This is a genomic window from Gloeocapsopsis sp. IPPAS B-1203, from assembly GCF_002749975.1.
Classification (GTDB): domain Bacteria; phylum Cyanobacteriota; class Cyanobacteriia; order Cyanobacteriales; family Chroococcidiopsidaceae; genus Gloeocapsopsis.
In genome coordinates, this window is sequence record NZ_PEIG01000002.1 from 432,658 (window position 1) to 455,589 (window position 22,932).

The 22,932-nt window shown below is 42.2% G+C and carries 22 protein-coding genes and 1 pseudogene; 9 read left to right on the plus strand and 14 right to left on the minus strand.

Annotated features, from left to right (window positions below):
* Positions 1-21: 21 nt before the first annotated feature.
* On the minus strand, positions 22-1,191 hold the full coding sequence (locus CSQ79_RS05455) for a pyridoxal phosphate-dependent aminotransferase (protein WP_099700164.1): 1,170 nt from the start codon (positions 1,189-1,191) through the stop codon (positions 22-24).
* A gap of 208 nt (positions 1,192-1,399) precedes the next feature.
* Here CSQ79_RS05455 and CSQ79_RS05460 point away from each other — a divergent pair, with 208 nt between their 5' ends.
* A complete protein-coding gene (locus tag CSQ79_RS05460; RefSeq protein ID WP_099700165.1) occupies positions 1,400-2,779 on the plus strand; it encodes a GDSL-type esterase/lipase family protein in 1,380 nt (459 codons plus the stop codon).
* Between the two features lie 5 nt (positions 2,780-2,784).
* Here CSQ79_RS05460 and CSQ79_RS05465 read toward each other — a convergent pair whose 3' ends face one another.
* The 9 genes from CSQ79_RS05465 to CSQ79_RS05505 form a co-directional block, all read right to left on the minus strand.
* Positions 2,785-4,395, minus strand: coding sequence for an FAD-dependent oxidoreductase (locus CSQ79_RS05465; protein WP_099700166.1), 1,611 nt, complete (start codon positions 4,393-4,395; stop codon positions 2,785-2,787).
* 322 nt (positions 4,396-4,717) lie between these two features.
* Entirely contained in the window at positions 4,718-5,800 is a 1,083-nt protein-coding gene (locus CSQ79_RS05470; RefSeq protein ID WP_099700167.1) for a class I fructose-bisphosphate aldolase, read from the minus strand.
* Positions 5,801-5,820: 20 nt separating this feature from the next.
* Positions 5,821-6,918 carry an aldo/keto reductase gene (locus tag CSQ79_RS05475; RefSeq protein WP_099700168.1) on the minus strand — a complete coding sequence of 366 codons (1,098 nt, stop codon included), beginning with the start codon at positions 6,916-6,918 and terminating at the stop codon, positions 5,821-5,823.
* 186 nt (positions 6,919-7,104) lie between these two features.
* A complete protein-coding gene (locus CSQ79_RS05480) occupies positions 7,105-7,668 on the minus strand; it encodes a Uma2 family endonuclease (protein WP_099700169.1) in 564 nt (187 codons plus the stop codon).
* Positions 7,669-7,815: 147 nt separating this feature from the next.
* Complete coding sequence (locus CSQ79_RS05485; RefSeq protein WP_099700170.1) at positions 7,816-8,097, minus strand: antibiotic biosynthesis monooxygenase; 282 nt, start codon at positions 8,095-8,097, stop codon at positions 7,816-7,818.
* A gap of 71 nt (positions 8,098-8,168) precedes the next feature.
* A complete protein-coding gene (locus CSQ79_RS05490) occupies positions 8,169-8,717 on the minus strand; it encodes a hypothetical protein (RefSeq protein ID WP_143755421.1) in 549 nt (182 codons plus the stop codon).
* 127 nt (positions 8,718-8,844) lie between these two features.
* The gene (locus CSQ79_RS05495; protein ID WP_099700172.1) at positions 8,845-9,174 is read right to left on the minus strand and encodes a type II toxin-antitoxin system PemK/MazF family toxin; all 330 of its coding nucleotides are present in this window, start codon (positions 9,172-9,174) and stop codon (positions 8,845-8,847) included.
* A complete protein-coding gene (locus tag CSQ79_RS05500) occupies positions 9,152-9,355 on the minus strand; it encodes a hypothetical protein (RefSeq protein ID WP_099700173.1) in 204 nt (67 codons plus the stop codon). The genes CSQ79_RS05495 and CSQ79_RS05500 overlap by 23 nt, the downstream gene beginning before the upstream one ends.
* A 279-nt stretch (positions 9,356-9,634) precedes the next feature.
* The gene (locus CSQ79_RS05505; RefSeq protein WP_099700174.1) at positions 9,635-10,027 is read right to left on the minus strand and encodes a hypothetical protein; all 393 of its coding nucleotides are present in this window, start codon (positions 10,025-10,027) and stop codon (positions 9,635-9,637) included.
* Positions 10,028-10,194: 167 nt separating this feature from the next.
* Between CSQ79_RS05505 and CSQ79_RS05510 the strand changes: the two are divergent.
* A pseudogene (locus CSQ79_RS05510) lies at positions 10,195-10,332 on the plus strand (phage integrase N-terminal SAM-like domain-containing protein); the annotation flags it as partial.
* Between the two features lie 34 nt (positions 10,333-10,366).
* Here CSQ79_RS05510 and CSQ79_RS05515 read toward each other — a convergent pair.
* The 4 genes from CSQ79_RS05515 to glgP all read right to left on the minus strand — a co-directional run bounded on the left by CSQ79_RS05515 (position 10,367) and on the right by glgP (position 15,107).
* Positions 10,367-11,239 (minus strand): S-methyl-5'-thioadenosine phosphorylase, encoded by an 873-nt coding sequence (locus CSQ79_RS05515; RefSeq protein ID WP_099700175.1) that lies wholly within the window; start codon positions 11,237-11,239, stop codon positions 10,367-10,369.
* Between the two features lie 218 nt (positions 11,240-11,457).
* Positions 11,458-11,838 carry a hypothetical protein gene (locus CSQ79_RS05520; protein WP_099700176.1) on the minus strand — a complete coding sequence of 127 codons (381 nt, stop codon included), beginning with the start codon at positions 11,836-11,838 and terminating at the stop codon, positions 11,458-11,460.
* Positions 11,839-11,986: 148 nt separating this feature from the next.
* On the minus strand, positions 11,987-12,823 hold the full coding sequence (locus CSQ79_RS05525; protein ID WP_099700177.1) for a Tab2/Atab2 family RNA-binding protein: 837 nt from the start codon (positions 12,821-12,823) through the stop codon (positions 11,987-11,989).
* A gap of 70 nt (positions 12,824-12,893) precedes the next feature.
* Positions 12,894-15,107 (minus strand): alpha-glucan family phosphorylase, encoded by a 2,214-nt coding sequence (glgP, locus tag CSQ79_RS05530; protein ID WP_099700178.1) that lies wholly within the window; start codon positions 15,105-15,107, stop codon positions 12,894-12,896.
* A gap of 381 nt (positions 15,108-15,488) precedes the next feature.
* On the opposite strand from glgP, the gene CSQ79_RS05535 reads away from it, so the two are divergent.
* The 7 genes from CSQ79_RS05535 (at position 15,489) to CSQ79_RS05565 (ending at position 22,726) form a co-directional block, all read left to right on the plus strand.
* A complete protein-coding gene (locus CSQ79_RS05535; protein WP_099700179.1) occupies positions 15,489-16,772 on the plus strand; it encodes a valine--pyruvate transaminase in 1,284 nt (427 codons plus the stop codon).
* An 8-nt stretch (positions 16,773-16,780) separates the two neighbouring features.
* Complete coding sequence (gene rimM / locus CSQ79_RS05540; RefSeq protein WP_099700180.1) at positions 16,781-17,365, plus strand: ribosome maturation factor RimM; 585 nt, start codon at positions 16,781-16,783, stop codon at positions 17,363-17,365.
* A gap of 8 nt (positions 17,366-17,373) precedes the next feature.
* Positions 17,374-17,868 carry a GNAT family N-acetyltransferase gene (locus tag CSQ79_RS05545; RefSeq protein ID WP_099700181.1) on the plus strand — a complete coding sequence of 165 codons (495 nt, stop codon included), beginning with the start codon at positions 17,374-17,376 and terminating at the stop codon, positions 17,866-17,868.
* 544 nt (positions 17,869-18,412) lie between these two features.
* On the plus strand, positions 18,413-18,982 hold the full coding sequence (locus CSQ79_RS05550) for a hypothetical protein (protein WP_143755422.1): 570 nt from the start codon (positions 18,413-18,415) through the stop codon (positions 18,980-18,982).
* 225 nt (positions 18,983-19,207) lie between these two features.
* Positions 19,208-20,233, plus strand: a complete 1,026-nt coding sequence (locus CSQ79_RS05555; RefSeq protein ID WP_099700183.1) for a permease — start codon at positions 19,208-19,210, stop codon at positions 20,231-20,233.
* A gap of 10 nt (positions 20,234-20,243) precedes the next feature.
* Positions 20,244-21,038 carry a TIGR03943 family putative permease subunit gene (locus CSQ79_RS05560; protein WP_099700184.1) on the plus strand — a complete coding sequence of 265 codons (795 nt, stop codon included), beginning with the start codon at positions 20,244-20,246 and terminating at the stop codon, positions 21,036-21,038.
* 158 nt (positions 21,039-21,196) lie between these two features.
* Complete coding sequence (locus tag CSQ79_RS05565; RefSeq protein ID WP_099700185.1) at positions 21,197-22,726, plus strand: hypothetical protein; 1,530 nt, start codon at positions 21,197-21,199, stop codon at positions 22,724-22,726.
* Positions 22,727-22,932 lie beyond the last annotated feature (206 nt).

Here is a 22,932-nt window from a genome sequence, read left to right on the forward strand (position 1 = left end):
GTTGTGTTTGAGAGGGGAATTTTAGGATAATTGGCTTTGTACAAATTTATGCAAGCGATCCATGCCCTTTTCTATTGATGCCATATCGGTAGCATAGGAGAGACGAATATGATCGTCTGCGCCGAAAGCGATACCAGGAACAGCCGCAACTTGGTGAGTTTCTAGGAGGTTGTCGCAGAATTCTAGCGAACTTAAGCCTGTTTTATTGATATTGACGAATAAATAGAACGCACCATTCGGTGGCGCACAACTAATTCCAGGTATAGCACGGATTCGCTCCAACATAACCTGTCGTCGTTCGGCAAAGGCTAAACGCATTTGTTCTACACACTCTTGTGATTCTTCAAATGCAGCGATCGCACCATACTGTGCAAACGTACACACATTAGAAGTACTGTGACCTTGAATCGTACTGACTGCTTTAATTAACTCGACTGCACCTGCTAAATAACCAAGTCGCCAACCTGTCATCGAGTACGCTTTGGCAAAGCCACTACTGACAATTGTCCGTGCAAAAATTTCCTTGCCTAGTGAGCCGATACTAACGTGCTTGGCATCGTCGTAAATAATCTTTTCGTAAATTTCGTCTGAAACAACTAAAATATCTTGTGCGACTATGACTTCTGCAAGGGCTTGAATTTCCGCAGGAGTATAAACAATACCTGTAGGATTACACGGCGAATTGAAGATAAACAGCTTAGTCTTCGCAGTAATTACTGAACGTAATTGCGCTGGTGTAATTTTGTATTCTGTCGCAGCATCCGTCTGGACAATGACGGGCTTTCCTCCAGCTAGCTTGACCATTTCGGGATAACTTAGCCAGTAAGGCGCAGGAATAATCACTTCATCATCTGGCTCGATCAATGCCAGCATCAAGTTAAATAAGCTGTGTTTACCACCATTGGTAACAATGATATTTTCGGTGTTGTAGTCGAGGTGATTCTCATTTTGCAGCTTGCGGGCGATCGCTTCGCGTAATTTTGGTTCCCCAGCGGCGGGACCGTACTTTGTTTTACCTTCATCTAAGGCTTTGTGAGCAGCGGTTTTGATGTGTGTGGGAGTATCAAAATCTGGTTCTCCCGCGCTAAAACTACAAACATCGATTCCGTCTAGCTTCATTGCTTTGGCTTTGGCGGCGATCGCCAGTGTTAAAGACGGAGTTACCTCACCTACTCGTGCTGCCAACTTCATGCTCAATATCTTCGGCAAAACTCTAATTTATCTAGGATATCTTAGAGTCTTACAACTGAATTGTATTTTTTATTGCTTCCTTGTTCTTGAGAACTCACAACCGCTTGTCACAGTAAGAGCTACAACCATACTCTTATGACATTTATCGCTAGTACTATGTTGTGGTACTTTGACTGAATCTTAATACAAAATATTTCAAATAAATTTTATGGCTTTTATTCAAGGAACTTCTAAAAATGATACCCTGACTGGCACTGCACTAGCAGATACGCTCTACGGTTATGCCGGAAACGACAAAATTTACGGTTATGGTGGTAATGACCTGCTTCGAGGAGGTAGTGGCAATGATACCCTCTTTGGCGGTCGTGGCAATGATACACTCTTTGGTGGTAGCGGCGACGATCGACTTGTTGGCGGTCGTGGAATAGACACAGCTAGTTATAGCCAAGCTACTCGAGGAATTGTTGCGAATCTCAAAAAAGGAATTGTTGTTACACCCATCTTTAATCCATCAAGTCAACCCAAAATTATGCCTTTGGGTGACTCAATCACTGAGGGAAAACACCGCGTTGACCCTACTCCTGGAACTTACCGAATTCAACTATGGAATAATGTGTCGGCTGATGGTTTGAAAATCGACTTTGTTGGTTCGCAGTTTAATGGACCTCCAAGCCTTGATGACAAAAACCACGAAGGGCACGGTGGTTGGACAATCGATGAAATCACTAATTTAGTTGATAGAGGAATTCTCAAAACCTACCAACCTGATATTGTGTTACTAATGATCGGCACAAATGATGCTTTAGGTCGTAGTGGTTTGAGAGAAATGTACAACGACTTAAGCTACTTAATTGACCGCATTGCGCAGCAATCAGCAAACACTCAGATACTTGTTTCGTCCATTGCTCCAATTGATGCTAGTGTTCGTAGCAAAACCGCTGCTAACCTTGCTCAAGATTTTAATGCTCTTCTTCCTGGCTTAGTTGATCGCAAAGTTGCGCAAGGCAAGAATGTTAGCTTTGTCAATGCAGGAGGTAGTCTTAAGCTGAGTGACTTAACTCCCGATGGTATTCATCCTCGTCGTCAAGGCTACGATAAACTGGGAAACGCTTGGTATGATGCACTAGTTGACCGCGATACTCTGACGGGGATAGAAAATGTTACAGGATCGCGATTTGCTGATAAGTTAATCGGCAATGGTGCTGCTAATGTTCTGCAAGGGAATGCTGGTAATGATACACTCATTGGCGGGTTTGGTAATGATACGTTAATTGGCGGTTCTGGTTACGATCGCTTTGTATTTAATTACCCCGCTGAGGGAGTTGATATTATTAGAGACTTTAATCCCAACTTCGATAAAATCGTAGTTTCTCAAGCAGGTTTTGGTGGTGGGCTTTCGAGAGGGACTATTACAAGCAGAGAGTTTCGCGTAGCATCTGCACAAAATTCAAGCGATCGCTTCATTTACAACCGCAGTAACGGTAATTTATTCTTTGACGTTGATGGGACTGGCAACGCTGACGCGATTCAAATTGCCAAACTGATCGGCGAACCAAATCTTACACGTAATAACATTGTTGTTATCTAGATGCGTTAGTTCTTTATTCGTGCTACTAAATCGATATTATTGCTACGCAATTCAATTGCAGAAGGCATCTGATTTAAACGCATTAACTCAGAAATTGCTGCCATTTCGGTATCGCGTTGACTTCCTGCTGCAGCTAATACTTGATTGTTTTTGACATAAAAAGCAATAAATTCTCGTTTCTGCAAGCTACCATCAAAAATAATTTCATCCCACTCAGTCGCGTGTCCGACATAACGCAAAGGAAACTGAAATTGCATTGTCCAAAAAACTGGGATACCTGCAAATTTTATAGACTTTCCTGCCATGTTGTAAGCTGCAACGCGACCGTGTTGTGCTGCTAAGCGCCAGTGTTCTACCCGTGTTGATTCACCTGTACGGCAGTCAGGATAACGCGCAATATCTCCCGCTGCATACAATCCATCAGCTGCACAAAGATATTCATCGACAACCACACTACGCTCTTTTTCATGCAACTCTACACCTTCGAGAAACTGAGTTGCTGGCTGTACGCCAATACCTACAATGACTAGATCAGTTGCTAAGCGATCGCCATTTTCTAAAATAACAGCTTCTACTTTGCCCTCACCTTCAAATTCTTGAGCTTTTGTGCCTAGAAGGAAACTCACGCCTTGTTCTTCATGTACCTGCTGAAACAACTGTCCAATTTCTTTACCAAGAATTTTCTCAAACGGTACTGCACTCGGCGAAACAACAGTAACTTGCAAACCGTGCTGTGTTAGCCCCGCAGCCGCTTCCATCCCAATAAAACTTGAACCAATCACAACGGCATGCGATGCATTTTTTGCGGATGAGAGGATCTTTTCCGTATCAGCAAAACTACGTAAGGTAAAGATATTTGCTAAATCTGCACCTTTAACTTCCAACTGACGTGGTTTACCACCTGTAGCCAACAACAACGAGTCATAAGTCATTGTCTCACTATCTGCCAAGGTAATAGTTTTAGTTGTTGCATCGATGCGTTCAACGCGCTTATTCAATAACACTTCAATACCATGCTCATCGTAGAACTTCTGCGATCGCAATGGCATCTCATCAGTAGAGACTTTGCCAGTAAAGTAGTCTTTGCTCAACCACGTACGGTCATATGGTAATTTATCCTCATACGTCAGCATGACGATGCGCCCTGCAAAACCTGCTTGTCGCAATGCTTCGACTGCTGCACTTCCCGCTGCACCTGCACCTAATACAACAAATACGCGTTGATCTATGTCTGGTTTATACTCCACCATTGCAGGTGTGCGTTGCTGTGGTGCAGAATCAGGAACACTTACAATGACATCTTCATCTACAATTCGTACCGCATAACAAGGTTGCGCATCTAATCCTGGCGGTTCTTGTAGATCTCCTGTTACCAAGTTAAAACAAGCATTATGCCAGGGACAAATAACGCGATCGCCACTCAAAACTCCCTCCGCAAGTGGAGCTTTATAGTGCGTACAGTAAGCACCAATTGCGTGAAATTCATCATTCATTCGCGCTAGTAATACATCAGTGTCTCCCACCGAAACTTGCTTCATCTCGCCATTTTGTAAATCCTTAACTTGGGCAACAACAGCTTCCTTCAATGGTGCAGACTCAGCGTTCTGTTTACTCATAATTAATTAAAGAGAAAATGGCAATAGGCAAAGGTTAATCAGCAATAGCAAATTACCAATGACTCACTAAAACTGTTAGAGAACCTACACAAGAACTTACACATACTTCTAATCCTTTGTGCTCTTTGTGTCTACCCTGCGGGAAAGCTACGCCAATGTGGTAGCCTGCGGCATGCCCTTCGGGTTCGCAGTCGCTTCAAGTCGGCAGAGCCGCCCAATGCGCTGCTCACCGCTCTGCGTCTACGTTTCAAATTTACAACTCAGATAAAATTTTCTCCCAAGCAAGAACCTTTACTCATCTTGCCTGGGATAGACGTACTTCTTAAGCGATCGTCACTTCCGACGACAGATAAACATCCTGAATCGCGTGAAACAGCTTTACCCCGTCTTCAAAAGGACGCTGGAACGTCTTACGACCAGAAATTAAGCCAGAACCACCAGCACGTTTATTAATCACTGCTGTGCGAATAGCTTCAGCAAAATCATTTTTACCAGAAGCACCACCCGAATTAATCAACCCCGCACGTCCGCAATAAGAATTTAAGACTTGATAGCGCGTTAAGTCAATTGGGTGATCTGTGACTAAATCAGTGTAGATGCGATCGTTGGTTTTACCGTAGCTTTTTCCTGTTGCTTGGGCAACTGCGGCATAACCATGATTATTTTCTGGCAACTTCTGTTTGACAATATCAGCTTCAATTGTCACGCCCAAGTGATTAGCTTGACCTGTGAGGTCTGCTGAGATGTGATAGTCTTTGTCTTGCTTAAATGCATTGTTACGCAAATAGCACCACAAAACTGTTGCCATACCAAGTTCGTGAGCGTGGGCAAAAGCTTCACTCACTTCTTGAATTTGCCGCGTTGATTGTTCAGAACCAAAATAAATAGTTGCACCAACTGCAACAGCACCTAAATTCCAAGCTTGTTCAACCGATGCAAACATCACTTGGTCAAATTGGTTTGGATATGTCAGCAGTTCGTTGTGGTTGAGTTTGGCAATAAAGGGGATTTTGTGAGCATATTTACGCGAAACACTGCCCAAAACTCCCAACGTTGTCGCAACTGCATTACAACCTGCTTCGATCGCCAATTTAACGATGTTTTCTGGATCGAAATAGATTGGGTTAGGTGCAAACGATGCTCCTGCAGAGTGTTCGATTCCCTGGTCTACTGGCAAGATAGAAAGATAGCCCGTATTTGCTAAACGACCATAAGAGTAAAGTTGTTGCAGACTGCGCAATACTTGCGGTGAGCGATCGCTAATTGTAAAAATGCGATCGACAAAATCTGATCCTGGTAAGTGCAATAAATCCTTTGATACTTTGGCTTTATGTGTCAATAAATTCTCTGCTTCTTCACCCAACCAAGATGCAATAGATTCTGGTACAGATAGTGTTGCTGTCATAAAAATTCCTCAAATCTCTCTTAAAGTTTCAATTGCTGTGGTAATGGAAAGCCGTGCTGTTCTCTACCAGGTCTCCCGTCGTATTTTTTTGATGTTTTGTACAGTTCAAAGCGTCCATCTGCGGCGTAGTTTGCATATTGATTGCGTACACCTTGCATTTCCTCTGTACTCATCGGCTGAAAGTTACCAGCAATACGTAAGTTCTGATACAGCACTGCTAAAGAATCAATGCCGCTAACTGTACTTGCTACAGAGAGACTCATAGCGTAGCGGAGTGCCTCTTCTACTGTAACGATTCCTTTTTTCAATGCGTCGCCACTACCACCCAAACTTTTCATGCCAATTGCCGCAATTTGCTGGCGGTTGAGTTCTGGTAACACTTGTTGCTCAAAACTGCGAAAGCTAGCATCAAAACAATTTAGCGGTAACTGACAAGTATCAAAAGGGTATTTGTACGCCAACATCTTGAGATGAATTGCGGGGTCTTTGTGACCTGTAAAACCAATAAATCTCACTTTTCCCTGTTGTTTTGCTTGCTCTAGTGCTTCAACTACGCCGCCTTTGGCAAAATGTAATTCAGGATCGTTGTCGTAAATCACTTCGTGAATTTGCCACAAATCGATGTAATCTGTTTTCAAGCGTTGTAAAGATTGCTCTAACTGCTGCATTGCTACGCGGGCATCACGCCCATGCGTACAAACTTTTGTCATTAAAAACGCTTTGTCGCGTCTTCCTCCTTGTAGTGCTTGTCCCATTAATTCTTCGCAGCGTCCCTTACCGTACTCCCAGGCGTTATCTAAGAAATTTACTCCGGCGTCAACCGCTTCTTGAACAATTCGTACCGCAACTTGATCGTCTTTGATGTTACCTAGGTGTGCGCCTCCTAGTGCTAATGCAGAGACTTCTACTCCTGTTTTACCTAACATCCGTTGCGGGATTGCACCAAAATCCTCATGGGCGTTAGCTATTTGGCTTTGTGCTGCTGCTGAGGTGTTGTGTTTTTGCCAGATGAGATAGGCGATCGCACCTCCAGCGCAAACAATACTAGCACGCAGCAAAAATTGCCGTCGCTGCCAATCGAGCGAGTACTTTTGTGGTGTTCCTGGTTCTTCCACCATCAGCTATCACCTCCCTTTTCCTGTTAGCACTCCTTGATTGTAAAAAAACCTACCTTCAGGTAGTAGAGAGTGAAGAGCTTACTTAAGGGCTAACGGTGAAGTTGTGCAGTATACACCTTAAAATCCCATTGCCAGACTTTGTTCCGTTCTTACTAACGCAGTGTTAGCTTGCTAGCAATTACTCAATTACTCCAATAACCAAGCAAACAAATCTTTGATTTTCAGCTGTAGCTCACTTGCAAACGATGGTACAGGAACAACTTCATCTGGCTCATCCAACACTTCAGGTTCTTGCTTCGGATGATAAACGAACACCGTTTGTTCATCTGGATCGATTAACCAACCTATGTGGGTTCCATGCTTCAAGCAGTGAAGGATATTCTTCGTTACTTTTGTTTGGCTTTGATCAGGAGACAGGATTTCAATTGTCCAATCTGGTGCGGCAGGAAACGTGTTGGCAACCTCCCCATTCTCATCACGGGGAATTCGGTTCCAAAGAAAAACCGCAATATCAGGAACAGTTGAACGACCACCAAAGGTACAACGTAACTCAGGAAACGCACGAGCGATACGCTTAGCTTTAACTACACCATTGATAGCAGGTACGAGTTCTCCTTGAATGGCACTGTGTTTCCCTTGAGGCATCGGTTTCTGAATAATTTGACCATCAATGTATTCACTTGCAGGTTTCGTTTCTGGTAATTGCAAAAACTCCGCCAAGGTCAGTGTTTTAGATGGTGTTTGTACCATTTGGGTTTACTCCTCCATCCGCTAGATCAAAGACTGATCTCTATTCTACTTAGATACTCAATGAGGAAAATCGTTGGAGTCGAGTGAATCTTAGTCATTTATGTGTCGCTGCGTAATAGCAATTCATAAATAGAACAGCTTACGCCTCTACAAAATACCTGACTCTAGTTGATCTAAATATATAAAATCAGGAGACTTTACTCCAGCATCAGCTCTTATCTTCACAAGTTTAGGAGATTCAAAAAATCGCTTGGCATCATCTATCGATGTCCAGGATGAGAAATGCACCACTTTGTTAGGATTACTTTCACACTTTAAAACCTGATACGCTTTCTCTCCAGCTTCCCTTCTTATATCGGAAGCATCATCAAAAATCTTCTTCCATGACTTGTAGTCTTCAACTTCATGAATAATCAATACATATTGCATATTTTTCTAGCTTTCAGTGTCTTGATTGACTGAACAAATGCTTCGGTCAGCGTTAGCTGATTGAACTCAACCTATGTAATTTTGGCATCAAGACTATCGATCATCAAGAGAGCATTCACCTTTGTAATCAAACGCCAATGAACAACCCAAAAAATTAGAGCAATGAAACCAGCAGCCTCTCCAAGAAACGATGGAAAAAGCGCAGCGACTTGAGCGATGCACCAACCAAAGCCTGACACCCTACCAAAGCTATTCACTACTTCTAAATGTTGGTTGATCTGAGCTTCTTGTTCTATTGAGCGCGTGACATTCAGGATAATGAAAAAGTCCTCAACGATGTTGTAGAACGGCACAAACATGAGCCACACCATTTTCGGGTTCATCGCTTGACAACTAGGTTGAACTAATGACAGGCACTTTTGTAGTGACCGACAATACAACGCAACACTTAAAATAAAGGCAGCAATAATTGTTGAGGTAGCGGAAAATCCCATTGCTCCAAGAGATTCTAAAACTCCGTTACTTCCAGCTTCATTTCCTGTCGCGCTCCAGAACGGATAAAGCATCACAATTGCAACGAGAGTGGTTGCCATGAATTTGAAGATAAATAATTTTTTCATGCCATTTATGAAAGAGATGAAGCCTAACGACCAAGTTGTGCAGCAGATAAATTTGAACTCTCACCAATAAGATAACCTCTGTACCGTCCGCACCAATGCAGTGTTGGGCTGTGGGTATTGGAGCACCTTACAAACCTAACCAACCTCGCAAGGATTGTTTAAGCTGGTTGACATCAACCTTAGCCAACTGACCGATCACTTTGATCGCCAAGCTTTCATGCACTGTGTACACGCCTCTTTTGACTGCGGTTGCTACGTTCAATCCTGCTGCTACCCACTCAGACAACACAAACTCCCCTGCCAGTAATGAACCTGTTTTGCTTGTCAAAGGAGTAATGAGAATATCTTGAGATGGATGCGCTGTACTCACAACAACAGCAGGTCTTACCTTTGAACTTGATAAGTCTGAGAAGGGATAGCGCACTAAAATAACATCATGTTTGGAGTAGCTGGGCATATACGTCATCCTCAGCGTTGTCCCAAACTGCATCGAGCGAGGTTTGGCTTGCTTTTAGCCAGAATTCAGCCTCATCGTCAGGTAAAACTGTCACCAATACCTTTACCCCCTCCGGTAGCTCTGCTGACTCCAATAGCTCAATTTTTCCTTGGCGAACTGTAGCCCAAAGCGTTCTTAGCATATCTTTTGCACGAGACCATGCCTTGATTTTATGCCGTAATTGGTGGTTGAGGGTTCGGCTTTGCCGTTTCGGAGAAAATTGGCTCACCAGTACCCTTAAAGCAATTCCTCACAAATAACCTTACGGCAGATTAATCTCCGATGCCAATAGATAACTTTGCTGTATCGTCCCCACCAGGATATGAAGTAGTTTAACGCCCTGCGCATCACTGGAAGGCGACAATATTAGCATCAGAACTGATTGCGTAAAAATCCATTCCGTGTGCACGTGCTTGTTAGCTTACTTTTTGTCTATGACTTCAATTCTATGTTGATAACGTCTAATATTTGTTTCACTAACTACATCATCAACAAAAGAAAGATTAAGTGCATTTAGCATAACTGTTAAAGAACCAAAAGAATCTATCACTAGAAATTTTTTCCCTGCTTCAAAACATGATTTAAGTGTATGTAGATAGATCTCATCATGCTGCTCTGGAAAATTTTGCTTAAAGTATTTTGACAATGAAGCAATGAGTAAACATAGACGCTCATTAGGTTTGAGGTGTATTAAACCCTCTCGTTGCGTTAAATCTTGTAAAACTCTAAAGACTGCCGCAATTGCATATACATAAAACTCATAAGCATTGTGACTCGCCAAGCGCGTCAGAGATCTTTTGTGGGTTAAAGACATCAACAGTTAATTTCAGATTTGTTGGTTCCCCAACGGGGTTAGATATTTTCAGATAACTCAAAATTCGATTATAATGATCCTCAATTTGAGCAAACAACGGCTCAAAGCTTTCATATTTATATCCCTGCGGTTTTATAATCAATATTTTTTTATTATTTTCGTCATTCATTTATGATAAGCGTCACCTTAAAGATGTGGGAAGTGCAGAAATCGAAGCATTTTTGATGCATCTTGTGGTTCATGAGAATGTGGCTACATCAATGCAAAATCAAGCACTTCATGCTGTTCTATTTCTTTACAAAGAAGTATTAAAAATAGTTATTGACCGCGCTTCACGCTTTACAAATACTTCTGCAATAACAAATGCAATTTCTCTTTTGTTGCTGCGGGTGCTTGATCGAGTCGAGTCAAAATTGCATACTTTAATGCTGAGTGTGCTTCTGATTGTGGTGGATTTTGACTCAAGCGTCGTACTGTTTCTTGAATGACTTTTTGGGCATTTGTTGCATTGCATTGCAAGTTAGCAATCACCATTTCCACCGTGACGCTATCATGATCTGGATGCCAACAGTCATAATCTGTGACAAGTGCTAATGTTGCGTAGGCGATTTCTGCTTCGCGTGCTAATTTTGCTTCTGGTAAATTTGTCATTCCAATGACAGTTGCGTCCCAACTCCGGTAAAGATGCGATTCGGCTTTAGTAGAAAATGCGGGACCTTCCATACATACATAAGTTCCACCACGATGTAGTGTGACATCTGGTAAGTTGAGAGTCGCGATCGCCTCCGCTAAAATTCCTGCGAGTTGATGACAAACTGGATCGCCAAACGCAATATGCGCCACAATTCCTTCGCCAAAAAAGGTTGAAATTCGATTTTTTGTCCGGTCAACAAATTGATCCGGTACTACCATATCAAGTGGCTTTACTGCCTCTTTTAACGAACCAACGGCAGAAGCGGAAATCAAGTACTCAACTCCCAACTGCTTCATTGCATAAATATTGGCACGAAAAGGTAGTTCCGATGGCAGCAAAGTATGATTGCGACCGTGACGCGCTAAAAAAGCAACTTTTGTTTCCTCCAAAGTTCCCAATATCACTGCATCCGAAGGCGAACCAAACGGTGTAGATATTTGTACTTCTTCAATATCTTTCAGCGCATCCATCTTATATAGACCGCTACCACCAATGATTCCTATTTGAGCTTGAGCCATTTTAAATTAATTTATTACTGTAATTTTTCAGCTATTTTACCGAGAAATAAGCAATAAAAACGCACAAAAAAATACAAAATAAAATATGTTAAAGTTACTCACAATTTTTACATAGCTATTAGCGCTAATAGCTCTAGTTTTCACAACAAAAAACCGCTCAAGATTCTTGCGTTACAATCTTGTGAGCGGTTCCACTAACTAGTTTTTGTAAATTTTGTTTAAACTGCTCCTGGTCCTCTACCACGAGTATCATCTTCCATTGTTAGCTCACCCTGCTTATCTTCATTGGCTTCAGCTAGTTCTTGTGCGCGATGAGCTTTATCTTGTTCTGCTTCTTGACTTGCATCTCCTGGGGTATCGTAGTACATTTCGGGTTCAACAGCGTAGTTGTTTGCTAAACCTTCTTGATCTACCGTTGCTCCCCCTGTAACATCAATGCTTTCAGGGTCAGCTTGCTCATCAGCAGTATTTCGATAATCGCTACCTTCGCGATCCATTCGTGCTGCTACTTCGGCTGGGATAATACCACGATCTGCTGTAGAAGTTTCTAACTCTTCGTTTCTTGTCACTTTTTCTTTAGAGCGTGCTTCATTTTCCATGAATTTTGCCTCAAAAAACTTATGTTTATGTAGTTTTTTATGCTAAAACTCAGCTTATTTTATTGCATCTATCTTCAGTATTAAGCCCTTTAATAAGAGTAATTAAGTATTAATAACTGAAGTATCTATACACTTTTGATCACTAAGTTTAACCTTGGCATAGTAGCCAAAAACCACTAAACGTTACATCAGAATTATCAGGCTGCACGAGTAAAAAATGCAATCCTTTGCTTTGCTGTTTGCGCTGTTCATAAATTTGAGCAGATGCAGAAACTTCTTGATCTTCAAAAGTTGCCACAATCCAGCGGTCTACTAAATCTGCTTCTAACACTAATCCATCAGGAGTACCAGCAATATAGTTTAGCGTTACAGGATTTGCCGCTTGTAACCAACGAGCTAACCGCATCGATTGCCGTCCACCATAGATAATAATACCTGGAATACTGGTATTAGAAGCTAATCCTAACTGTAAGGGCATTAATGCTGGTGGCATATTCAAAATTGGGATAGGACGTTCTTGAAACGCTTCTTCTACGTCCTTGGCAATAAGTGCAGCGAAACGCCACTGTTCGCCCCACAGTTTTTCGGGTAGTGGCGTTGGTGGTGGATTTTCAATTGCTAAAAGATTGTAGGCTTCTCCTGTGTAATTATCCATGTTGCAGTAAAGAGGCGATCGCTCTTGCAACCATTGCTTTAAAGCATTTGTTCGTCGAGTTGCTTCTACAGTGATTCCGAGTTGTTCTCCGGCGGCGGTGATGAGACTCAATGACTGTGGACGAAAAACCTGGATTGTATCTGGTAGTTGATCTGCAACAAGCTGCAATTGTTCTACTAGCCAATGTACATTAGCTTGCGATTGGGGACACAGGGCAACAAATTCAACTGTGCGAGTCAAATCACAAACGAGTAACTCCCACAATGCTTGTCCACCTGCATCCCGTAACGGACGGCGATAAAAATCAGCCTGCCAAATAATTTGAGCCATCAACAATTAGCACTAAGCCATCTTTAAATTGTACAAACTACAGTACTAACTGCTCATAGCTAGTTGCTAACTACACGATAACCTTGGCAAGAATTGGTGTCACGCTAGTAGCAATTTCTGGGACATAGACTTGCGATACATAGTCCGAGATCATGCGATCGGTGTTAAATAATGGCGCGTTCGTTTTAATCGATGCTTTCATCACTTGAATCCACCGCCGAGGAATACCATCGGCATCGCGATCGTAATACAGCGGGACAATTTCTTCTTCTAGCAACTGATACAATGATTGCGCATCAATTCGATCCTGTACTTCCTGGTCGCTTGTATGTGCATCTTCGCCGATCGCCCAGCCATTCAATCCTTTACCATCAGATCCAGTTTGATAGCCTTCACACCACCAACCATCTAAAACACTGCAATTAATTCCACCGTTAAAGCAGACTTTTTGCCCGCTTGTACCTGATGCTTCTAGAGGACGACGAGGGTTATTTAGCCACACATCAACACCTTGGACAAGTTTTTGACCAGTGTAGATGTCATAGTCTTCAATTAATGCCACGCGGTTTTGAATCGCGTTGTTACGACACCATTCCATAATGCGTTGGATGATCCGCTTACCTTCTTCATCAGCAGGGTGCGCTTTACCTGCAAAGACAATTTGGATTGGACGTTGGGTGTTACCAAAAATCTTAATTGCCCGCTGCGCATCGCGCAAAATAAGATCGCCGCGTTTATAAGGACTAAAGCGTCTAGCGAATCCGATAGTAAGTACATCGGGATCTAATAGTGTTTCTGTTGCTCGAATGTGTTCGTAGCTTTCGCCGCGTTGTTCCCGTGCTTTTTTGACTCGAAAGCGCGTGTGCGCGATTAATCTTTCTTTGAGAACTTGGTGTCGCCACCATAATTCCTCATCGGGAATTTCATCGACTTTTGCCCACATTTCTGGATGAATAACGCGGGTTTTCCAATCTTCACCCAAATACTTGGTATACAAATCTGCCATGAGGGGTGCAGTCCAAGTGGGTGCATGAACTCCGTTTGTAATGTGACCTATAGGAACTTTATCTTCGGAGCGATCTGGATACAAAATTGTCCACATCTTACGCGAAACATGACCGTGTAGTTCGCTGACGCCATTTGCTGCGCGACACATCCGCAATGCCAATACTGTCATGCCAAAAGGTTCCCAAGGATCGCCGAGGCGTCTAGCACCCAAAGCCATAAATTGCTCGCGAGACAGTTTCATTTGTACCCAGTAGTGAGCAAAGTAGGAGTCCATTAAGTCACCAGAGAAGACATCGTGACCAGCAGGAACTGGGGTGTGTGTCGTGAAAACACAGCGATCGCGGACGCTTGCTTCGACATCGTAGAACGATTTACCTGTGCGTTCCATTTCTTGTCGCGCTACTTCCAGGGTGCAAAATGCCGCATGACCTTCGTTGAGGTGATACACAGAAGGGGCAATTCCTAATGCGGTGAGGGCGCGAACACCACCAATTCCGAGTACAACTTCTTGGGCAATGCGCGTGTCTTGATTGCCACCGTAGAGGTGTCCTGTTAACCAACGGTCAATGGGATCGTTATCTTCGCGATCGCTGTCTAGCAGATAAAGGCTGACTCGCCCAACTTGAGTCCGCCAAATTTGAACTCTGACGCTGCGCTGACGAACTTCTAGTTCAATAGTTAGGGGTTTGCCTTGAGCGTTTTTGATTAACTCCAAAGGCATTTTAGAAAAAGGATTGTCAACGTAGTAATCTTCTTGCCAACCACTCCGGTTTAAGCGTTGACGAAAATATCCTTGGCGATACAGTAAGCCGATCCCAACCATAGGTACTCCTAAGTCGGAAGCAGACTTGAGGTGATCTCCCGCGAGAATACCTAAACCACCAGAGTAAATTGGTAAAGATTCATGAATACCAAATTCTGCACAAAAGTAAGCGATCGGATGTTCTGATGAAGTCTGTGGTGCAACTCGACTTACCCATGTGTCTTGTAGCGCCATGTATTGGTCAAATTCTGCTACTAAAGATTGCAGTTGCTTGATGTAGAAAGGATCTTCTGCAAGTTGAGTAAGGCGTTCGTAGGAAGCAGATTCTAGAATGGCTACGGGGTTATGTCCGCAGTTCTCCCATTGTTCAGGATCGATGTTACGAAACAGGAAAACTCTCTCGGTTGTCCAACTCCACCAGTAGTTGTATGCCAAGTCTGCTAATCTTTGCAGTGCCTGAGGTAACTTTTTACTAAGCTGTTGTGCAGCGGTTAATGCACCGTTATTTGTCATAGAGTTCTAAAAGTTAGGCTTGATTCTCGTTGGTTGAAACCATGTCACATCGTTCATCGTTTCTCAGGGATATAGTGCTCTTGAATTAAGCCTCTGAAAAACAACTGGTTTCCTGCTAGCTAGCATATTCTACAATTACGCCCAGTGTGGTCAACTTTACATGCTTTTTATGCAAAATCTTTCCATTTGTAAAATTTTATGTATAAATTAAGAGTTAAGCTATTTTAAAAGTGCCGGCTTGCTGTTGCTATTCGCAGTAAAATCAACGTTTAGCGCTGCAAAAGTGAACACCTAGATTAAATTAGTTAAATTGGCGAGTACAAGTAATTAATAAAACACTTGCCGTTATTAAACTGTCCACTAATTGATGAATGACGACTTATGAACCCTGCCCTGACTCGAATTGGCGACCAAATGTCCAACCTGACAGGCGTCAGGGCGATTATGAAAGATATTATCGAAACGCTACAAGCTGGGGCAGGTCGTGAATTTATTAACTTGAGTGCGGGTAATCCATTGATTTTGCCTGAGGTAGAACAACTGTGGCGAGACTGTACGGCGGAACTGCTAGCTAGTGATGATTACGGCGAGGTGGTTTGTCGCTATGGTTCGAGTCAAGGGTATGGACCGCTGATTAGTGCGATCGCAGATGATTTTAATCGACGTTACAACTTAGAATTGAGCGATCGCAATATCCTGATTACTCCTGGAAGTCAGACACTATACTTTTATGCAGCAAATGCTTTCGGTGGTTACGCAAGTGGTGGAGATTTAAAGCAAATCGTTTTACCGCTGAGTCCGGATTACACAGGTTACGGCGGTGTTAGTTTAGTGCCAGAAGCGTTAATCGCTTATAAACCAACTTTGGATATTGAAGCTTCTACGCATCGATTCAAATATCGCCCTGATTTTAGCCAATTAACGATAACCGAAAATACTGGTTGTGTCATTTTCTCGCGTCCGTGTAATCCTACCGGAAATGTGATGACGGATGAAGAAGTGAGAAAAATTGCGGCTTTGGCTGCACCGTATGATGTACCAGTGTTTATTGATTCGGCGTATGCACCGCCGTTTCCCGCGTTGAACTTTACGGAAATGTCTCCTGTGTTTGGCAGTAATATTCTGCATTGTCTGAGTTTATCGAAAGCAGGACTGCCAGGAGAACGGATTGGGGTGGCAATTGGTGATGCTAAGTTGATTCAGGTGTTGGAATCTTTCCAAACAAATATGTGCATTCACCCGTCACGGTATGGACAAGCGATCGCTGCACGGGCAATTAACTCTGGGGCGCTAGCAAAAATCGCCGAACAAGTGATTCGACCTTTTTACCAGAATAAGTTTACTGTACTAGAAAACACACTCAACGCCGCAATGCCGCAGGATTTGCCGTGGTTTTTACATCGCGGAGAGGGAGCAATTTTTGCTTGGTTGTGGCTAAAAGATTTACCAATTACTGACTGGGAGTTGTATCAGCAGTTAAAGCAAGTTGGTGTGATTGTTGTCCCTGGTAGTACTTTCTTCCCTGGTTTACGCGAAAGTTGGTTGCACAAGCAACAGTGTTTGCGTATTAGTCTAACAGCAAGTGATGCAGAGATTGCCACAGGAATGCAGCGTTTGGCAAAGGTGACTGAACAAGTTTATCAACGTGCAGCTGTGAGTGCTTGATAGAGTTGATGACGAACCACGAAGACACAAAGAAGTTAGAACAAGAAGATTCAGGGTGGTTGGAGATTGGGAAGATTGTGGGACCTCAGGGATTAAATGGTGAGGTGCGGGTATATCCTAATACTGATTTTCCGGAAAGATTTGAGCAACCAGGAACGCGGTGGCTGTTGTGTGCTGGAGATGAGGAACCACGAACAATTGAATTGTTGAGTGGGCGGTATCTAGCTGGTAAAAATCTCTATGTCGTGGAATTGTCGGGAGTAGACGATCGCAATCAGGCGGAGGCTTTGCGGGGGTGTAAGTTGTTGGTTCCCGCGAGCGATCGCCCTGTATTAGGTGAAGATGAATATCATGTTTTAGACTTGGTTGGCTTGGCAGTCATTATGCAGGAATCTGGAGAAAAGATTGGTACTGTAGTTGATGTGATTGCTGCAGGGAATGATTTATTAGCCGTGAAGTTAGACCAAGAATATACTTCAACTCAAAACTCTAAAACAGTCTTAATTCCTTTTGTGAGAGAAATCGTTCCTGTTGTGGATTTACAAGTGCGTTGCGTAGAGATTACACCACCGCCTGGTTTGATGGAAATTTAAGATAGAGTATGAACATTCGAGATGCGCTGATTTCAGACTTACCAGATATTATCTGGATCTATAACGCATCGATTCCCACTCGCATAGCAACTGCAGATACTGAACCAATCAGTGTTGAAAGTCGTTTAGATTGGTTTGCTAAGCACAATGCAGAATCACGTCCTCTATGGGTACTAGAAAGCGAACAAAAAGCGATCGCATGGATTGGTCTAACATCGTTTTATGGAGGACGCCCAGCTTATAATGCAACTGCGGAAATAAGCATTTATATTGCACCACAGCATCAAGGTAGAGGGTACGGCACAATGTTAGTCCGCCGTATGATTGAACATTGTCCTAGCTTAAACGTGACGACTTTACTAGCAATGTACTTCGATCATAATAATGCAAGTCGCCGCATGTTTGAGAAACTGGGTTTTCAGCAACAGGGACACCTGCCAGAAATTGCAGTTCTTGATGGCAAAAAACACGGGTTGATTATTGCAGCTTATAAGATTGCATGATGATGGTAAGTGAGAATTTACTTTGATGCAGTACTCATGATTTGAATCTCACGTTAATACTTTTCAGAGCTTTGAGTATATTTACTGAGCTTTTATAAAACGGTTAACCAACTTCAATAAACTTATTGCAAAATACTTAAACTGTCATGTTGAGCCATGCGAAACATCTCGCGGGATTCTGCGCGACATGACATTCCGCTGGGAATGACATTTATAATTTTTTGGCTTTTGCAAGAACTCTAATATTTTCTGTGAGGTCAGCCAAATACTTACTTTCACGCTTGACTCTATCTCACACTTCATTCTATTGACTTACCTATGCTGCTAGCTTCAGTGATTCTACTCTGGTTTATTTTGTAATTTTATGGTTTTATATTCAGTAGTTTTACTGAAAAATGTGCTACAAAAACTTAAAAATATCTTAGTCCTGTAAAATACTGTTCGTATTCTATAACTGTTTTTTCGTTTTTTATAGTCAACAAAACTGATAAGTTTAAAAGTGTAGAAATTACCTTTTTCAGATATCAATTCAAAAACATATTTAATGATGAATTATAAAATTTTCTTGCACAGCTTAATTCTGGCGTATTTTGGAATAGCAACGTCTTTATTGCACTTACAGCAACAAGCAAGTGCTATGGTTGCCAAAAATCGGATTAAATTAATAGTAATTTTAGAGCCTGAAGTACCACCTTTAGGAGCTGCATCCTTATATTTACCACCAGAAGAATTTGTGGCAAATAATTCTTTAAGAGCCAAATTACGAAATGCCCGCTTACTGGCTAAACTACATGAACAACGTAGTGACTATCAGGTGAGAAAGTTGCAGTTTAATTCTTCAGCACCAAGTGTAAAAGTACCTCACAAAAAGCTCAAAGGTGACTTCAAAAGAGTAGATCTGCAACATAATATAACTTGGCAGCAGTCATTAATAAGACAAATGATTTTCCCAGGAATAGAAAATTCACTAGAAACAATATGGATCAGCTTTTGGAAAGACAAATTTTATTTTAATGGCTTTCGTGAAATGTCAGAAGCATCTGGACAAGATGTTTTTACTTTATACGACCAGATCAATATTGGCATACCTGTAAAAGTGAATCCAAATAAATAATTTAAAATTGCGTGGGTTTGACTCAATTCAGGACAATACAAAACTTGAAGCTAGATGTTAAGAGCAGGTGGAACTGTAAACCAGTTCTTGCGTCATGTAAGATTTTGCGTGTCTGTTTCGTGATGAGGGGAAATTTCTTTGAGGTTGAACTACTATATTCTTCCAGTCTTCTTATAGAATGGCTTAGCAGCCGCTTGTAGATCGTCGATCGTCACAGCCAGAAGCATGAGTCAATTCAACAACGCCTTTACTTTATTTTTAAGTCTGTTAGTAGAAGCAATGCCTTTTTTGCTATTAGGGGTGTTGTTATCTAGTGTATTGTTGTTGTTTATTGATGAGCAACAGTTAATTGCCAAACTTCCTAAAAACCCGTTGTTGGGGGCTTTAGTTGGTAGTATGGTAGGTTTTTTGTTTCCTGTATGCGAATGTGGTAATGTGCCAGTCGCACGGCGATTGTTAATGCAGGGAGTACCTACACCAGTTGCTATTGGGTTTTTATTGGCTGCGCCTACTGTCAATCCGATCGTTATTTGGGCAACTTGGACAGCATTTCGCGATCAACCGGAAATTGTTGTACTGCGAATTTTGCTATCGCTGACTATTGCTACTATTGTAGGCTGGGTGTTTAGCGTTCAAAAAGATCTCAAGCCTTTGTTACAACCGGCGATCGCTAAAAGTTGGGAATATAACTTTGTCCCCAAACAAGAATTAAAAGAAGCTACGCCAACATCACCACTATTGCAATCTGGAACATTTTTACTGAATCAACCTGGTCAAATGGTACGCATGGATGCTACTGTACTCCAGGCAAGTTTAGCAGCTACAGCCCCAACTAAGCCTTTATCCGACCGTCTGCGGTTATTAGTAGACAATACCATCCAAGAATTACGTGAATTGGGTGCAGTTTTAGTATTTGGAAGTGCGATCGCTGCTTTTATTCAAGTTGCTGTACCGCGTGAAGTGATTTTAAGTCTAGGCTATGGTCCAGTGACATCAATTATTGCCATGATGATATTGGCAGCTGTTGTGTCAATTTGTTCTACAGTTGATTCTTTTTTTGCACTATCTTTTTCTGCAACATTTACTAGCGGTTCGCTCCTGGCATTTTTAATATTTGGACCAATGATTGATTTAAAAGCAGTTGGTCTAATGCTGTCTATCTTTAAACCTAAAGCTATTATTTATTTATTTGCTTTAGCTGCACAATTAACATTTTTGTTTACTTTATTTATTAATTTGCAAATTATTTAATTGCTGAATTATGATTGGCGGCAAATCCAAGCGCAAACAAGCAAAACCATTCAATCAATCTAACACTAGAGCTTGGCTGTTTACTTGGCTCGATGTGCTAGCAATTGGTGCTTGGGGCATTTTAATGCTGAGGTATTGGCTGACAGGTAAGCTGAATTTACTGATTCATCCTGATTATTTTTGGCTAGTCATTTCCGGCGGTATTGGATTAATTATTATTGCAGCTAGTAAAGCCTGGGAACTGTTGCGACGACGCCGTAATAGTGGTACAGCAACACAGCACGTCACTTTATTTCCTCCTGGGATGAGTAGCAGTTTATTATTAGTTACGGCAATTATTGGTATGACATTTACACCTCGCGTTTTTGCAAGTCAAACTGCACTTGATCGGGGTGTGACAGATTCTTTAGGTGCAACAAGGGCGCAACCACAAGCTTTTCGGAGTGCGCGTAATCCTGAAGAGCGATCGCTGTTAGATTGGGTACGAACTTTAAATGTTTATCCTGAACCAGATGCTTATGCCGGACAAAGTGCTAAAGTGCAAGGATTTGTCATTCATCCTCCAGAATTGCCACCAGAATACATTTTGATATCGCGGTTTGTCATTACCTGCTGCGCGGCGGATGCTTATCCTGTAGGTTTACCAGTGAAATTGACTACATCTCGCCAAGCTTATCCACCAGATACTTGGTTAGAAATTGAAGGGACAATGATGACTGATACTCTAGCAGGTAAACGTCAGTTAACAATTCAAGCAACTTCACTGACACAAATTGCTGAACCTGAAAACCCTTATGAATATTAGTGAAGCAGCTAGTCACTAGTTATGAGTTTTGTTAGCGTAGCGGTGCGTTAGCACGTTTTGAATTTTGAATATATCGAAAGAGTATTCTCCTGAAGCTTCTTTAACTCCCTGAACCGTAGGTTTGCGCAAGCGTCCTCTGACCCCTGATCCTTACTAGTATGTCTGTGAGTCGTAAATTTCTACAACCACTTGATCGTGTCGCACTCACCTTAATGCTGGTGCTGAGTGTTTTAATTGGACTGCTGTTATTACGAGGTGATGGTGTCGCGCCACAAGTGCGAGATTTCAGTTGGGATGGTAAAGCAATTGGCGCAGAAGACACGGCTTTTATTTTGAATTTTAGTCGTCCTATGGACACAAAGAGTGTTGAAGAAAATCTTCAGATAGATCCGCCACTACCAGGGAAAATAAGCTGGGCGGGGCGACGCATGGCGTATACACTGCTGACACCTGCACCTTATGGCAACTCTTATCAATTTAATCTACACAGTGCTAAAGATCGCCTTTCCGTAGCAGAAAATTCGCCAAAAGTGATGCAGCCATTTAGTAGCCGCTTTCGCACGCGCGATCGCGCTTTTGTTTATCTGGGCGTAGAAGAAGATGAACAAGGACGCCTTGTACTTTACAACCTCTCACAACAGCAAAAAACAATTCTCACGCCCCGAGATTTAGTTGTGGTAGACTTCAAGCCATATCCTGATGGACAAAAAGTTTTATTTTCTGCTACTGAGCGCACAAATAGCCAAGACTTACTGAGTTCACAACTCTATACAGTAACTACTGGCATAAATTCTGACTCTGGAACCCAAATTACTCAAAGTTTTTTGGGCTTGCGCTTACCATTTGACGCAACAGCTAAGCCAGAACCACCTGGTAAAATAAATTTAATATTAGATAACAAAGAGTATCAAAATTTAAAATTCGATCTCTCTGCGGATGGACAAAAAATTGTTGTTCAACGTGTGAATCAACAAAATCCTGGAGAATTTGGGCTGTGGTTATTGCAAGAGAACAAAAAACCGCAGCAATTGAATAGCCAACCAGGAGGAGACTTTGTGATTACACCAGATAGCACTTCTGTGGCAGTAGCACAAGGAGAAGGTGTAGGTATTTTACCGTTACAAGCCGATGCTGAAAAACCACTGGATTTTCTGCCGGAATATGGGATGGTACTGAATTTTTCTCGCGATGGTGCGCAAGCAACGATGGTGAAATTTAACTCAGATTACACGCGATCGCTATTTTTGGTAACCAGCCAGGGCGAACCACAAGAACTTTTACGGACAACAGGCTCAATTAAAAGCTGTCAGTTCGATCCACTCCGCCAAAATCTTTATTGTCTCCTGACTCAGTTGCTGGAGAAAGAAGAGTACGAGGAACAACCGTATTTAGTCGCAATTGACTTTAAAACAGGCAATCAAAAACCTTTAGTGATTCTACCAGACCAACGTGACGTTCAAATGAGTTTAGCACCGGATGGTTTGGCAGTGTTGTTTGACCAAGTCGTAGCTGCAACAGATGCGGTTAATCCAGCAGCCGATGTCCCGCGCACGAGTGACGGAGAGGCGATCGCAACGAGTCGTTTATGGTTACTTCCGTTGCTTTCACCTGCATCCTCGCCACAACCTACCCAGATGCAACCAGAACAACTGCCATTACCAGGTTTTCATCCTCGTTGGCTACCTTAATATGTTGTCAATAGAAAAATTGTTCTTTGCTTTTAGCTTGTTTTCAATTAACTATGAGCCATGAGCTTTTGGTATGACCAAACTATCATTGAGCTAGCAATTAGTCGCTATTCCATACACAAATAGTTAGCTCAATTTGATATAACAAAATAAATCTTTACTTAATGCTCAACATAAATCTTTACTTAATGCTCAATAAATAACGG